At 45.4% G+C, this 14,779-nt stretch carries 11 protein-coding genes; 10 read left to right on the top strand and 1 reads right to left on the bottom strand.

What is annotated here, in order from left to right; genetic code table 11:
* Positions 1-633 (bottom strand): paraquat-inducible protein A, encoded by a 633-nt coding sequence (locus OX890_RS11160; protein WP_006081914.1) that lies wholly within the window; start codon positions 631-633, stop codon positions 1-3.
* A 207-nt stretch (positions 634-840) separates the two neighbouring features.
* Here OX890_RS11160 and OX890_RS11165 point away from each other — a divergent pair, with 207 nt between their 5' ends.
* The 10 genes from OX890_RS11165 to OX890_RS11210 all read left to right on the top strand — a co-directional run bounded on the left by OX890_RS11165 (position 841) and on the right by OX890_RS11210 (position 14,673).
* On the top strand, positions 841-1,140 hold the full coding sequence (locus tag OX890_RS11165) for a YebG family protein (protein WP_006086275.1): 300 nt from the start codon (positions 841-843) through the stop codon (positions 1,138-1,140).
* A gap of 17 nt (positions 1,141-1,157) precedes the next feature.
* Positions 1,158-1,616 carry a GAF domain-containing protein gene (locus OX890_RS11170; protein ID WP_126491785.1) on the top strand — a complete coding sequence of 153 codons (459 nt, stop codon included), beginning with the start codon at positions 1,158-1,160 and terminating at the stop codon, positions 1,614-1,616.
* Positions 1,617-1,898: 282 nt separating this feature from the next.
* Positions 1,899-2,528: an RNA chaperone ProQ gene (gene proQ / locus OX890_RS11175; protein ID WP_006081911.1), complete on the top strand. Its 630-nt coding sequence runs from the start codon at positions 1,899-1,901 to the stop codon at positions 2,526-2,528.
* Positions 2,529-2,556: 28 nt separating this feature from the next.
* The gene (gene prc / locus OX890_RS11180) at positions 2,557-4,602 is read left to right on the top strand and encodes a carboxy terminal-processing peptidase (protein ID WP_172599580.1); all 2,046 of its coding nucleotides are present in this window, start codon (positions 2,557-2,559) and stop codon (positions 4,600-4,602) included.
* Positions 4,603-4,686: 84 nt separating this feature from the next.
* The gene (gene pepN, locus OX890_RS11185) at positions 4,687-7,236 is read left to right on the top strand and encodes an aminopeptidase N (RefSeq protein WP_126491787.1); all 2,550 of its coding nucleotides are present in this window, start codon (positions 4,687-4,689) and stop codon (positions 7,234-7,236) included.
* A gap of 43 nt (positions 7,237-7,279) precedes the next feature.
* Positions 7,280-7,495, top strand: coding sequence for a DUF2835 domain-containing protein (locus OX890_RS11190; protein WP_106650707.1), 216 nt, complete (start codon positions 7,280-7,282; stop codon positions 7,493-7,495).
* Between the two features lie 338 nt (positions 7,496-7,833).
* The gene (locus OX890_RS11195) at positions 7,834-9,876 is read left to right on the top strand and encodes a DUF1302 domain-containing protein (RefSeq protein WP_006081907.1); all 2,043 of its coding nucleotides are present in this window, start codon (positions 7,834-7,836) and stop codon (positions 9,874-9,876) included.
* A gap of 13 nt (positions 9,877-9,889) precedes the next feature.
* Complete coding sequence (locus OX890_RS11200) at positions 9,890-11,254, top strand: DUF1329 domain-containing protein (protein ID WP_006081906.1); 1,365 nt, start codon at positions 9,890-9,892, stop codon at positions 11,252-11,254.
* A gap of 54 nt (positions 11,255-11,308) precedes the next feature.
* Positions 11,309-12,325: a YCF48-related protein gene (locus OX890_RS11205; RefSeq protein WP_126491788.1), complete on the top strand. Its 1,017-nt coding sequence runs from the start codon at positions 11,309-11,311 to the stop codon at positions 12,323-12,325.
* 32 nt (positions 12,326-12,357) lie between these two features.
* Positions 12,358-14,673, top strand: a complete 2,316-nt coding sequence (locus OX890_RS11210; protein ID WP_268649214.1) for an efflux RND transporter permease subunit — start codon at positions 12,358-12,360, stop codon at positions 14,671-14,673.
* Positions 14,674-14,779 lie beyond the last annotated feature (106 nt).

A 14,779-nucleotide genomic window follows, 5' to 3' on the forward strand; every position in this document is an offset into this window, starting at 1 on the left:
TCAGCGATGACCTTCCAATAAAGTCCACATGTGCTCTAAGTCGTACTCTCTTTGCAGAAACAAAGTCACGAGAAACAACATAGTGAAGCAAAATGTGCCCATACCAAAATAAATATCCGAAAAATCAGAAAGCTGGAACGATGAAACCAAAAAGCTGATCACATAAATTTCCAGCATAGTGAGCTGCGACAATACGCCATGAAATTTCAATAATTGCTTTAATGAATTACGCCAAAAAAGACGACTCAGTCCCCATTTAACTATCAAAATCTGCGTCAGTATCGATAACAGTAATAAGCCTGGACCAATCACAGCGGCGGCAAGTACGGCTAAACCAACAACCCAATAACCTTGGTCAAATACCGCAAACGCGCCCTGAAAAACCGTGGTGGTGCGAATGCTGCCGAAAAAGTGAATTTCAAGTACGGGTAAAAAATTGGCTGGAAAATAAAACACTAATGCCGAGATACATAGGGCGAGCATGCCATTTACAGAGCAGTATGGAGTGTCATAAAGTGCAGTGCTACAACGGGGGCAAAGGGCTCTGACACCGCTTGGCAAGGCACGTTTGCGGACTGCTAAATCGCAGGAACGACAAAGGATTACTGAATTTTCTGCTGCGTTTTCATGCATATAAAAATATATATTAGCCTAAATAGGAGTAATAACAGCGAGATCGGTGCAAAGTGTAGTGCTAATCAGCCGTTCTGCACAGTCTAGCGCTTTATAATCTTGGCAACGAAAGTACGCTAATAATATCAGATTAATCAGAACACTTGCATCACAAGTTCAATCTATGTCACTCTAGTTACTGTATATAAAAACAGTGCGAGGGCAGTCATGGCAGTAATAACACAGTTTGTCGTGGTCAGAGAAGGGGTTGAAAAGATGACATTCACATCTAAGAAGGAGGCTGATGCCTACGATAAGATGCTCGATATCGCCGATAACCTTATCCCCTTCATTCAAAAAGCTGATTTAGGTATAGATGAAAGCGTGGGCGAAAAGCTCGCATTCTATTTTGCTAACAATAAAGATGAGCTGACGAACTTGCTTAAAGGTGTCGTTCAGGTTAATAGTACGCCAACGAATCCACCTGTTGCGAAAAAAACGGCTAAAAAGACCGAAGCAGCAGAATAAAATTGTTAGGAAATGTAATGAAATCGAAATTTTATGAGTCACTTAACCGTCAAGCCTTGGCCTTGTTGGAAGGGGAAGACGACCTTGTTGCGGCAATGGCGAATTTTTCAGCCTTACTCAATGATAATTTAACTGAGCTGAACTGGGTGGGATTCTACGTTATGCGTGGCGAACAACTCGTATTAGGCCCATTTCAAGGTAAAGTGGCTTGTACACGTATTCCGTTAGGAAAAGGCGTGTGTGGTACGGCGGCATTCACCAATCAAACCCAGCGAGTGGCCGATGTTCATCAATTTGATGGCCATATTGCCTGTGATTCTGCCAGTAATTCTGAAATCGTTGTGCCAGTTTGTGCTCAAGGTAACGTGGTTGCCGTGCTCGATATTGACAGCCCAATCTTCGATCGTTTCGATGAAGATGACCAAAAGGGGCTGGAATTACTGGTTAAAAGTTTTGAAAACTGCCTATTTGATTAATTTGCGTACAATAACGCATAATTCATAGTCGCAATCGGTGGCGTGCGCCTTATAATATGCGCCTGCACGCATTAAGCTGGTTTGATTGGCATGCAATGAATAAGCTTAGTGTTTTGAGCTGTAAAAATTTGTTAAGGTATATTTTTTTTAACTTTAGTAAACGCGGCTAGGATGCTAATTTGTACGTTGACTCAATATTGAGTTTAACGAAGATAAACGACACGTAAGAAGTTGATATATATCACCTCGAATCGATGTCCCTTTTTGACTGTGGAAGTAATGATGGAATCAACAGAAAAGTTGACCGACACCAATGCAATTTTGGCGTATTTGTATGAAACATTTCCTTTGTGCTTTATTGCTGAAGGTGAAACTAAGCCATTAAAAATCGGATTGTTTCAAGATTTGGCTGAAAGGTTGGCTGATGATTCTAAAGTCAGTAAAACTCAGCTCAGAGTTGCCTTAAGACGTTACACCAGCAGCTGGCGCTATTTAAAGTGCGTTAAAGCGGGCGCACAACGCGTTAATCTGGATGGCGAACCTTGCGGCGAGTTAGAGCAAGAGCACATTGACCATGCTCAAGCCATGTTGAAAGAAAGTCAGGATAAAGCGAAAGCGAAACGTGCAGCACTCGCACCTAAGCCTGCGGCGAAGAAAGCACCTAAAAAGGTGGCTGTTCCTCAACGTGCTAAAACTGAGCGTCCTGCTAAGCCTGCGCCTAAAGCTGCAGCGCCAGTCGTAAATTATGTCCAAGCACAATTGACTGATTTAACGAAAAAACAACGCGTCAATGTTAAGTTAGGTATGACACCCGTAGCCGGTGTGATTACTGATATTAACAAGGAAGATATTCATGTTCAGCTTGATAGTGGCCTAACGATTAAAGTTAGAGCAGAACATATCCTGCTGTAATCATTTTTTAAAACGGAGTAACTTGTTGATGCGAAAACTCACTTTGGCTACCTCGATCGCCACTGTTTTTGTCGGATTCTCGGCTTGGGCCGTACCACCCACGATTCAAATCAGCGAGTTACCCACTCTCAAGCAGGAAGCGCAACATAAGGTCGCGAGCAAAAGGGTAACGGACTTATACACTCGTTCGCATTATCATAGATTTAATCTTGATGATGCCTTTTCTACGCAAATTTTTGACCGTTACCTGCAGCAGTTAGACTATCGCCGCAATGTGTTAACCCAAGCGGATGTCGATAGCTTTAAACCTTATGCTACCCAATTCGATGACATGCTCAGTTCTGGTGAACTTGAGCCTGCCTATAAAATGTTTGATATCGTCCAAAAGCGTCGTTATGAAGGCTTTGTCTATGCTTTATCCCTACTGGATAAAGAGATGGACTTCTCCGCCCCTGGCGATGCCTATGAGTACGACCGTGATGATGCGGCATGGCCAAAAGATCAAGCTGAGATCAATGAGTTATGGCGTCAACGTGTTAAATACGATGCGCTAAATCTGAAACTCACAGGTAAAAAATGGCCTGAAATTGTTGAGATCCTGCAAAAGCGTTACAACAACGCCATCAAACGTTTGACTCAAACCAACAGTGAAGACGTGTTCCAAGGCGTGATGAATGCCTTCTCACGCAGCATTGAGCCGCATACCAGTTACCTGTCACCACGCAATGCTGAACGTTTCCAAATGGAAATGAATTTAAGCCTTGAAGGGATTGGTGCTCAACTGCAACTTGAAGACGATTACACTGTGATTAAAAGCTTAATTGCTGGCGGCCCTGCGGCTGGCAGCGAAAAACTGTCGCCAGAAGATAAGATTGTCGGCGTCGGTCAAGAGGGCGGTGAAATTGTTGATGTGATCGGCTGGCGTTTAGACGACGTGGTTGATCTGATCAAAGGGCCTAAGGGCAGTAAAGTCGTACTGCAAATTTTACCGAAGAAAGGCGGTTCGAATGCTAAGCCATTCGACGTTACCTTAGTACGCGATAAAATTCGTCTTGAAGACAGAGCGGCAACCTCTAAGGTGATTGAACCTAAAGACGGCGAGTACGCTAATCGCAAAGTCGGTGTGATCCATATTCCTGGTTTCTACATGAATCTGTCACAGGACGTTGAAAAAGAGCTAGTGAAGTTAAACGAAGCCAAAGTTGAAGGCATAGTCATTGACCTTAGAGGTAACGGTGGTGGTGCCTTAACAGAAGCCGTGTTGCTGACGGGACTCTTTATCGACATGGGCCCTGTGGTGCAAATTCGTGATGCCGATGGCCGTGTGTCTGCGCACCGTGATAACGATGGTAAAACCAGTTATGCGGGCCCTTTGGCTGTGATGGTTGACCGTTACAGTGCTTCAGCCTCTGAGATTTTTGCTGCCGCATTGCAAGATTATGACCGCGCGCTGATTGTTGGTGAATCTAGCTTTGGTAAAGGTACAGTGCAGCAGCATAAGAGCTTAGGCCGTATCTACGATATGTATGAAAAGCCAATTGGCCATGTGCAATACACAATTCAAAAGTTTTATCGGATCAATGGCGGCAGCACACAGCTTAAAGGTGTGACACCAAACATTGCTTACCCAAGTGCGTTAGAGCCAGGTGAGTACGGCGAAGCTGAAGAGAAAAATGCCTTGCCTTGGGATAAAGTGCCAATGGCGCAATATGGCACGCTCAATGATGTGACGCCTCAGTTAGTGACTAGCCTTGAGGCCAAGCACCTTAACCGCATCAAAAGCAGTGTAGAGTTTGCTTATATCAATCAAGATATTGCCGACTTTAAAAAGCACCACAAAGAGAAGACAGTTTCTCTGGTTGAAAGTGAGCGCATTGCCTCCCGCGAAGCCGATGAGAAGAAAGTCCTCGATAGAACGAACGAGCGCCGAGTCGCCAATGGTTTAGCACCAGTTAAATCCATGGAAGACATTAAAGACGACGCCGAATTGCCAGACGCATTTTTAGATGAAACGGCTTATATCACTTTAGATATGGCTGATGCGCAAAAACTGGCTAAAACTAGTGCTAAGTAGGCGCTAGTCGAGTCGATTTATCCAATATCAAAACGCGCTTATGGCGCGTTTTTTCTTATTTAGATCAGCGTTAAAGGGATCGAAATGACACAAGCTCAAGCAAAATACTTAACAGATTATCAAGCGCCACTCTTCACGATAGACACGATCGACTTAGCCTTTAATCTGGCGGGCAATGAGACTCAGGTGCAGGCGATAAGTCGGGTAAAACGCACTTCTAAGCATACCCAAGCCTTAGTGTTGGATGGCGAAGACTTAACTGTGATCTCGTTGACGGTTGACGGGGAGGCTGTGCCTTACCATGTTAGCGCGGGTCAATTAGTCTTAGAAACGGCGCTTGATGAGTTTGAGCTGAACATCGTCACTAAGCTCGATCCCGAGGCCAATTCGAGCCTTGAAGGCCTGTATATGTCCGATGGTGCCTACTGCACGCAATGTGAGGCTGAGGGCTTTAGACGGATCACTTATTTCCTCGACCGTCCCGATGTATTAGCCAAATATACTGTGCGCATCGAAGCCGATAGAGCCGCATTCCCGTTTTTACTGAGTAACGGTAATTTGATTGATCAAGGCGAATTAGAGGGCGGTCGCCATTATGTTTGCTGGCAAGATCCGTTTCCAAAACCGGCTTACTTGTTTGCCTTAGTCGCTGGCGATTTTGATCTGTTGCAAGATGAGTTCATTACCCGCAGTCGCCGTAAAGTGATCCTGCAAGTATTCGTTGATAAAGGTAATTTACATAAAGCACACCATGCGATGGCATCGCTGAAAAAATCCATGGCATGGGATGAGAGTCGTTTTGACCTCGAGTACGATTTAGATATTTACATGATAGTTGCCGTCGACTTTTTCAATATGGGAGCGATGGAAAACAAAGGCTTAAATATCTTCAACACTAAATATGTGCTTGCAGATACGTTAACGGCTACCGACGAGGATTATCACGGTATTGAATCGGTTGTAGGCCATGAGTATTTCCATAATTGGACCGGAAACCGCGTGACGTGCCGTGATTGGTTCCAGTTAAGTTTAAAAGAAGGCTTAACAGTTTTTCGCGATCAAGAATTCAGCTCCGATTTAGGTTCACGGGCTGTGAATCGAATTCACGCAATTAAAGTGATCAAGAATCAACAATTTGCCGAAGATTCTGGCCCTATGTCCCATCCTATTCGTCCAGAATCTGTGATTGAGATGAATAATTTTTATACAGTCACTGTGTATAACAAGGGCGCTGAAGTGATCCGCATGATGCACACTTTGCTCGGCGAAGAAAAGTTTCAAGCGGGGATGAAACTGTATTTTAATCGCCACGATGGCCAAGCGGTCACCTGCGATGATTTTGTGGCGGCAATGGAAGATGCCAGTGGCGTGGATTTAACCCAATTCCGTTTATGGTATAGCCAAGCGGGCACGCCGATTGTGACTGCGATGGACAGTTTCGATGCGCTAACGGGCATTTACCAATTAACCCTTAAACAAAGTTTAGCGAACTGTGCATCCCCCTTGCATATCCCGTTCAGCATCGAACTCTTAGATGCCAAGGGCCACTCTTTAGTGAATGAAGTTCTCGACTTTACTCAAGCGGAACAAGTGTTTAACTTTGAGGGGTTAAGTCATAAACCGGTGGCTTCGTTACTGCAAAACTTCTCCGCGCCCGTTAAATTGCAATATCGATTCAATGTGGATCAACTGGTTCACTTGATGCGTTTTGCCAGCAGCGAAGTGGCGCGATGGGAAGCCTCAGTGACCTTAGTGAGCCAAGCGATTTGGCAAAATGTGGCGAGTTTACAACAGCAACAAGCGATGACGCTCGATCCCCGGGTGCGCGATAGTTTTAAAGGCGTATTGTTAGACACTGAACTTGACCCTGCATTGATTGCCGAAATCTTAGCCATACCTACGGCATCTGCTTTGATTGAGCAAACAGAGAGCGTTGATCTCGATGCGTTAGCCTTGGCCCGTGAATTTGTGTTAACAGAGCTTGCTTCACACTCTGAAGATGAATTGATCGCGCTCTATCGCTCTTTGGTATCAGTCGATAGCACGCAGGCAAGAGCGCTTAAAAATCAGTGTTTAACTTGGCTAGCAAGAGTGTCGGATGAGGCAGAAGCGTTAGTCATTTCTCAGTTCGATAAAGCCAACAATATGACTGATTCCCTCGGCGCACTGACTGCGGCAAATGTGGGTGATTTGCCTTGTCGCGATGAGTTGATGACCGCATTTGAGCTGCGTTGGCAGGACACGCCATTGGTAATGGATAAATGGTTTATGTTGCAAGCGACTCGTAATGCGCAAGATGTGATTGAACGTCTGCGTCAATTACAGCAGCACAAGCGTTTTAGTATGAGTAATCCAAACCGAGTGCGCGCGTTAGTGGGCAGTTTTGCGGCGGGGAATATTTACCAATTCCACCGTCAAGACGGTAAGGGTTATGCCTTCTTAACTGAATGCTTAATGACCCTTAATAAGCTCAATCCGCAGGTTGCGGCGCGCATGGTGACGCCATTGATCCAGTTCCATAAATTCGACTTAGGCCGTCAAACCTTAATAAAAGCCTGTTTAGGGCAACTTTTGGCTTTACCTGACTTATCTAAGGATATGTACGAAAAAGTCTCTAAGGCATTGGAAAAATAGCGATTTGTAGGAGGAGGGCGGCAAGATATGTCGCCCTGATATTATGGAATTGTATTTCAAACTAACGATCAGCTATCGAGATTTCTTACCTTATTATCAAGGGCTTGCTGATAAAGTTGAGGTTCGCGAAACGCAAGGACGTATTTTGTGGATTAATGGTCGTCATTTCAGACGTTTTTTAACCGAAAATGGCATTCACGGCTATTTCAAATTGGTTTTAGATGACAAGGGACAATTTGTTTCATTAAATCGAGTTTAGTCTAAATTTGTTTATTAACGCTTAGAGTAATTACTTTAAACGGTCGGCTGATTATTAGGTTCGGTTTGTGATATTTAGTTTTTAAATATGTTAATGAATTATATGATTTTTTGATGTCTTTCCCCGCTTTATTTCTCTCCCGCTTTTTTCTAATTTAAATCCCACCTTTTCAACAGCTGGCACAAATGTGTCTACATGCTTAATTCTTTAGAAAATTTTCTCTAACTGCGCCTTGCCCAAGGGGATTAATTACTGTAACAATGATGTTACCTGTGAGCTAACAAGATGTTGGTTGTAATTCCTAAAACAAAGAATCCAGCAGGGTACGGAGAGCTAAAATGAAAATTGTTAAAAATAGTTTTAACAAATCGGCGCTTGCTTTGGGGGTGGCGTCGGCATTGAGTTTGTTAATGATCCCAAGCGTTAATGCAATATCTTTTGATTGGGGAGAGGTTGAGGGTACATTTGACTCAACTTGGACTGCTGGTGCGAGCTGGCGTGTTGGGGCGCGCGATTGGGAAGGTCAAATTGGTAAGGTAAATCAACCCCAATTCGATTGGTCTAATTACAGCGCATTTGGCAATACAAAATATACTTCTGCTGAGATTTGGGCCCAGCCCGGGTCGTATTCCAGTAACAATGACTTAAGTAACTTACTTTATTCTCAAGGCGATACTACGTCTGAGATCGTCAAAGGTTTGCATGAATTATCGTTGAAATACAAAAACTACGGTTTGTTCGCCCGCGGTATGTATTTTTATGATCGTAAACTGAACGATGGCAATTATGACTACAACGATCCGATCACGGGTAAAGAATTTGACCCTTGCGAAGATAGCCGCGCTTCAGAAGTACAATGTAAAGATATCCGTTTATTAGATGCGTTTGTCTATGCCAACTTCGATTTGAATGAGGGTGCGAATCCATTATCTATTCGTGTTGGTAATCAAGTGGTGTCATGGGGTGAAAGTACACTGATTGCCCATGGGATCAGTGAAATTAACGCCGTGGATTTGAACATTCTTAACGCACCTGGTGCTGAGTTAAAAGAAGCGTTTAGACCGCAAGGTATGGTGTGGGCATCCCTTGGCCTGACAGATTCGCTAACGGTTGAAGCATTCTATCAATATGATTGGCAACCTATTTGGGTCCCAACTCCGGGCTCCATTTTTGCGACTAACGATTTTGCCGGTTTTGGTGGTTATGCTCAAAACGCTCAGCTTGGTTTTAACGCTAACCCTGACATAAACTTAGATTTTGTGATGCAAGAATATGAGCGTTTAGCGGGCATGATCGCCAGCGGCCAATCTATTCCGACGCAGCAATTGGTTTCTATGGCTTTAGCCTACCCAACGAAAGTGACCCTAGTGCAGGATGAAGAAGAACCAAGCAATGATGGCCAATACGGTATCAAGCTGGGTTATTACGCGCCTGAGCTAGGTGAAACGGAATTTGGTTTCTATTTCATGAATTACCATAGTCGTCGTCCACTGATCAGTGGTACTGCTGCCGACTTTAGCACGGGTGCATTGTTATCTGATTTGGCGACGGTAGGTCAAAACTCGGGCAACATCAACCGTGAATTGCTGCTTAGTCTGAAGAGCTTCTCTAAGGCGCAAATCGTCTATCCAGAGGATATTAAACTCTACGGTTTCAGCTTCAACACCTTGATTGGTGATACGTCTGTCGCGGGTGAGATTGCCCATCGTCAAGATGAGCCACTGCAGATTGATGACGTTGAGTTGCTGTTCGCCGGTATGCCACAACAGTTAGCCAATGCGGGGCTTCGTCCCGATCTTGATGGTATTTCACAGATTAAAGACGTTCAACCGGGTGAAACCGTCGATGGCTTTATCCGCCTTGATACCACACAGGCGCAGGTGACTTTCACCCATCTATTTGGTCCAACTTTAGGTTTAGATAACTTAACTATGTTGGCCGAAGTGGGTGGTGTGTGGATCCACGATATGCCAGGTTTCGATGAGCTACGTCTCAATGGCCCAGGTACGTCACGTTCTGGCGGCAATCCAGATATGCCTGGCATCATTCAAGCCTTGCACAATGGTCCTGAAACTAACCCGTTCCCAACTGACTTTGCTTGGGGCTACCGTTTAGTGGCAAAAGCGGATTTCAACAACGTCTTTGCTGGGGTCAATATGTCGCCACGGGTCATTTTCTCCCATGACGTTGACGGTATTACTCCGGATCCTATGTTTCTGTTCACGGAAGGACGCAAGTCTGTCGCGCTAGGCGTTAACTTCGACTATCAAAACCGTTGGGGTGCAGATATCTCCTATAACAATTTCTTTGGCGGTGTCGGTACGACGAATGCGATGGCAGATCGTGATTATGTTTCATTCAATATCAAGTATTCGATCTAAAAGGACTCAAACAATGAAGAAACTGACGATATTGGCGAGTGCGGTGATGTTTGCACTCGTAGCGCCAGTCGCTATGGCTAAGGTATCAGAGGCTGACGCGGCTAAACTTGGCAATGAGCTCACCCCTTTAGGTGCTGAAAAAGCAGGTAATGCTGACGGTTCTATTCCGGCTTGGGATGGTGGTATCACTAAGCCTGTGGCGGGTTATACCAAAGGGATGCATCACCCAGATCCTTTCCCTGAGGATAAGATTGAATTCACCATTACCAATGCTAACAAAGCGCAATATAAAGACTTTTTAACACCGGGTCAGATGAAGTTGTTCGAACTTTACCCTGATACTTACAAGATGAATGTGTATAAGACTCGCCGTAGCGCTTCTGTGCCGCAGTTTGTCTATGACGCAACCAAAGCTAACGCGACACGTGCAGAATTGATTGCACAGGGCAATGGTATTTCTGGCGCTGCTATTGGTATTCCATTCCCGATCCCAGCAAATGGTTTAGAAGCGATTTGGAACCACATTTTGCGTTTTCGCGGGGTCGATATCGAGACTTCCCGTAGCCAAGCTGCACCAACGGCCGATGGTAGCTATAGCTTAGTGGAAACCTCAGAGGAAATTCGCTTCGAATATTCTCGTCCAGAAATGACTTTAGATCTGCTTAAAGCCAGCAATACGTTGTTCTACTTTAAGCAAGTGGTGACTCAGCCAGCACGTTTAGCGGGTACTGCGTTATTGGTAAAAGAGACCATGGATCAAGAGGCGTTGCCACGCCAAGCTTGGACCTATAACACAGGACAACGTCGTGTCCGTAAAGCGCCAAACGTCGCTTTCGATACACCGGGTACAGTGTCTGATGGTCTGCGTACGACGGATGATTTCGACATGTTTAACGGCTCTCCAGTGCGTTATAACTGGGAACTGGTTGGCAAGAAAGAAATTTACATCCCGTACAACGATTACAAACTGCACTCAGACAAGCTGAAATATGACCAAATCTTAAAACCTGGGCATGTTAATCCTGAGTATGTTCGTTGGGAAAAACACCGCGTATGGCAAGTGAAGGCGACGTTGAAAGACGGTATGCGCCACATTTACAAAGTGCGCGATATGTACCTTGACGAAGATTCATGGCAAGTGTCGATAGCCGATCTCTACGATAACCGTGATCAGCTGTATCGTGTGGCTGTTGCACATGGCTTGAACTACTACGAAGTGCCAACTCAATGGGACACGCTGGAAGTCTTCCATGATTTGCAATCCCGTCGTTATCTCGCCATGGGTTTAGACAACCAAAGTGGTATGTATAACTTCGATGCCAAACTGACTGAAGCTAACTTTACCCCCGATGCATTGCGTCGCGAAGGTATCCGTTAATACGCCACAAATAAAGGGGCGCTCTGCGCCCCTCATTAGTTTAAGGAAGTTTGTATGTCGTTTCGCATCCTTCAGTGTGTTGCTGCATTAAGTTTCGGTGGCGCTTTTTTCCCTTCTACGTTATCTGCAACCCCCTCTGATCCGATTTTTTCTCAAATTCAACCGCTTGCGGCTTCATCCTTGATTTTAGATATTGCCAACGTGGGCAAAGGGTTAGTGGCTGTGGGTGAACGCGGTCATGTTCTGGTGTATGACGGCAGTTGGCATCAAGTGGCGACGCCCGTGAGCTCGCAGTTGACCAAAGTGTTTTTCCTTAATGACAAACTCGGTTGGGCCGTGGGCCATGATGCGACCATTTTACATACTCAGGATGGCGGTCAAACTTGGCAGCAGCAGATGCATTCGCCCGAGATTGAAAAGCCATTCCTCGATGTGGTCTTTTTAGATGAAAAAATGGGTATCGCCATTGGGGCTTACGGTTTGTTTTATCGCACCAACGATGGTGGCGCCCATTGGAGCGACGAATTCCATGAAGAGCTGTTAGCCGAAGAAGATGTGTCCTATTTAGCGGAGTTGAAAGGCAGCGATCAATCAGCCTATGTGAGCGCACGCGCTTCATTATTGCCGCACTTTAATCGTATTTTAACCTTGACTGACGGACGTTTATTACTGGTCGGCGAGTTGGGTTTAGTTGCCGTTTCAAGCGATCAAGGCCAAACGTTTGCGCGTACCAGTTTTGATTACGATGGCTCTATGTTTAATGCCATTGAAACGAAAGATGCCGTGTATGTGATGGGCCTTCGCGGTCATATATTCAAAGCTGACGTGAGTTTAAGCCAGTGGAATGAAATCGAACTGCCCGTGCAATCTTCAATCAATGGGGCGATGTCAGTATCGGACGATGCGGTTTATCTCGTGGGCAATGCAGGGATAGTGATTAAGCTGAATGGGGATGATACCAGCAGTATTGTCACTCGTCGCCAAGGGGAAAACTTAGTCTCTATTGCGAAGGATAATCAAGGGAATATGTGGTTATCCGGCAGCCAAGGGCTGTTTATTCTTAAGCCATAAAATTTTAAAACTACAATAACAGGGCCGAGAAGATGTTAGAAAAACTGGTCAACGGATTTGAGTCATTTTTATTTCGCAATCGTGCGTGGGTCGTCGGCATTTTTGTGTTTTTGACGTTGTTTTTAGGCTTTCAAGCCAGTCAACTCAAAATGGATGCGGCCTTCATAAAAAACATTCCACTGCACCACAGTTATATGCAGACCTACCTGAAACATCAAAAAGATTTTGGTGGCGCCAACAGCATTATGGTGGCGGTGGAAGACACCAGCGGCAATATTTTTAATGCGAACTATTTTGATACCTTAAAAAACGTGCACGATCAGCTGTTTTTTATACCTGGGGTTGATCGCGCGCAGGTGAAATCGATTTTTTCGCCTTCCACTCGGTTTACCGAAGTCGTTGAAGATGGTTTTGCTGGCGGGCCCGTTATTCCTGCGGATTTTTCGACCTCAGTATCTGGGCTCGAAACCGTGCGCGATAATATTGAAAAAGCGGGCATCGTTGGTCGATTAATTGCTAACGATTACAGTGCGGCCATGGTGTCGGCGCAGTTAATGGATTTTGACCCACAAACAGGTAAACCCTTAGATACCATTGCCTTTGCGGCGCAGCTCGAAAAAGAACTTAGGGGCAAGTTTGAAACTGACAAGGTTAAAATTCACATCATAGGTTTTGCCAAGATGGCGGGGGATGTGGCCGATGGTGCTAAGGGCGTATTGCTGTTCTTTGTGATCGCCATTTTAATCACCGCCATCATGGTTTACCTCTTCTCTAAATCGATCATTCTGACCGTTTTACCCCTCGTCTGCAGTTTAACCGCTGTGGTCTGGCAGCTTGGATTATTGACTGTGATAGGTTTTGGTCTTGATCCCATGTCGATTCTGGTGCCGTTTTTGGTATTCGCCATCGGGGTCAGTCACGGGGTGCAAATGATCAACGCGGTAAGGCGCCGCGTGATGGATGGACAAACCACCAAAGCGGCGGCGGCTTCGGCATTTCGCAGTTTGTTAGTGCCAGGTGGTGTCGCATTATTGTCTGATACTGTTGGTTTTATTACCCTGTTGTCGATTGATATCGGAATTATTCGCGAGCTCGCGATTTCGGCGTCACTCGGTGTGGGCGTGATCATTTTCACTAACCTTATCCTGTTGCCTTTGGTGATTTCTTTTACTGAAATCAAAGTCAATAAAACCGCAGAGCCGACGGCTGAAGAAGTTCGCACTGAAGCGATTTGGCGTTTCTTAGCACGTTTTGCGACGCCTAAATACGCTGTAGTGGTGATTATTGCCACTGTGGTGTTGTATTTTGCCGGTCTGCAACAAGCCAATCAGATGAAGATTGGTGACTTACAGGGCGGGGCGCCAGCGTTACACCAAGATTCGCGCTATAACCTCGATACCTTCTTCATCACAGATCATTTCTCCATCACTACTGATGTGATGACTGTGATTGTTGAGGCGGCGCCCGAGGCTTGTACTTACCACGATGTGCTGACTCAAATTGATGAGTTTGAATGGTTAGTGCGTAATACGCCTGGGATCGAGTCGACTGTGAGTCTGGCGTCGGTTGCTAAAAAAGTGAACGCAGGCTTTAACGAAGGTAATCCAAGGTGGGAAGTGCTGCCGCGCACGACCGCGAGTTTAGTGCAGGCCATTGGCCAAATTCCGACGACCTCTGGTTTGTTAAATGGCGATTGTTCTGTCATGCCTGTGTATCTGTTTATGAAAGATCATAAGGCAGAAACCATAGAAACTGTGGTCGCTAAGGTGAAAGCCGTCGCCGCGAAAATGGATAACGACAAGCTGCAGTTTAAACTGGCATCGGGTCCTGTGGGCGTGATGGCCGCAACCAACGAAGCAGTAGCTGAAGCGCAATTACCTATGATGTTATACGTCTATGGTGCCGTGTTTGTACTCTGTTTAATCAGCTTTAAATCCTTGAAAGCGACTGTGGCGGTGATTATCCCGCTATATGTGGTGTCAACATTGGCGCAAGCCTTGATGACGCAACTGGATATTGGCTTAGCAGTCAGTACCTTACCTGTTATTGCGCTGGGTGTCGGTATCGGTGTGGATTACGGTATTTATATCCTCTCTACCATGTCGTCTAAGCTCTCGAACGGTATGCCGGTGCAACAGGCATACTATGAGGCGTTGGTCGAACGGGGCAGTGCGGTGATCTTTACTGGCCTCACATTGGCGATTGGTGTCAGCACTTGGTTCTTCTCGGCACTTAAATTCCAAATGGACATGGGAATATTGTTAACATTCATGTTTGTGGTAAATATGCTTGGTGCCATAATTATCCTTCCTGCATTGGCCGCCGTTTTCTGGCGCCAACCTAAGTAGGGTCTACAAATGGGGAGCTTAGCTCCCCATTTGTTTTTGAATACTTAGTCTGCTTTATCGATTGTTTGGTCATTTGTCATTCATTGTTTACGCGAATACTGGATTT

It is taken from the genome of Shewanella sp. DAU305 (assembly GCF_026802235.1).
GTDB lineage: Bacteria > Pseudomonadota > Gammaproteobacteria > Enterobacterales > Shewanellaceae > Shewanella > Shewanella baltica.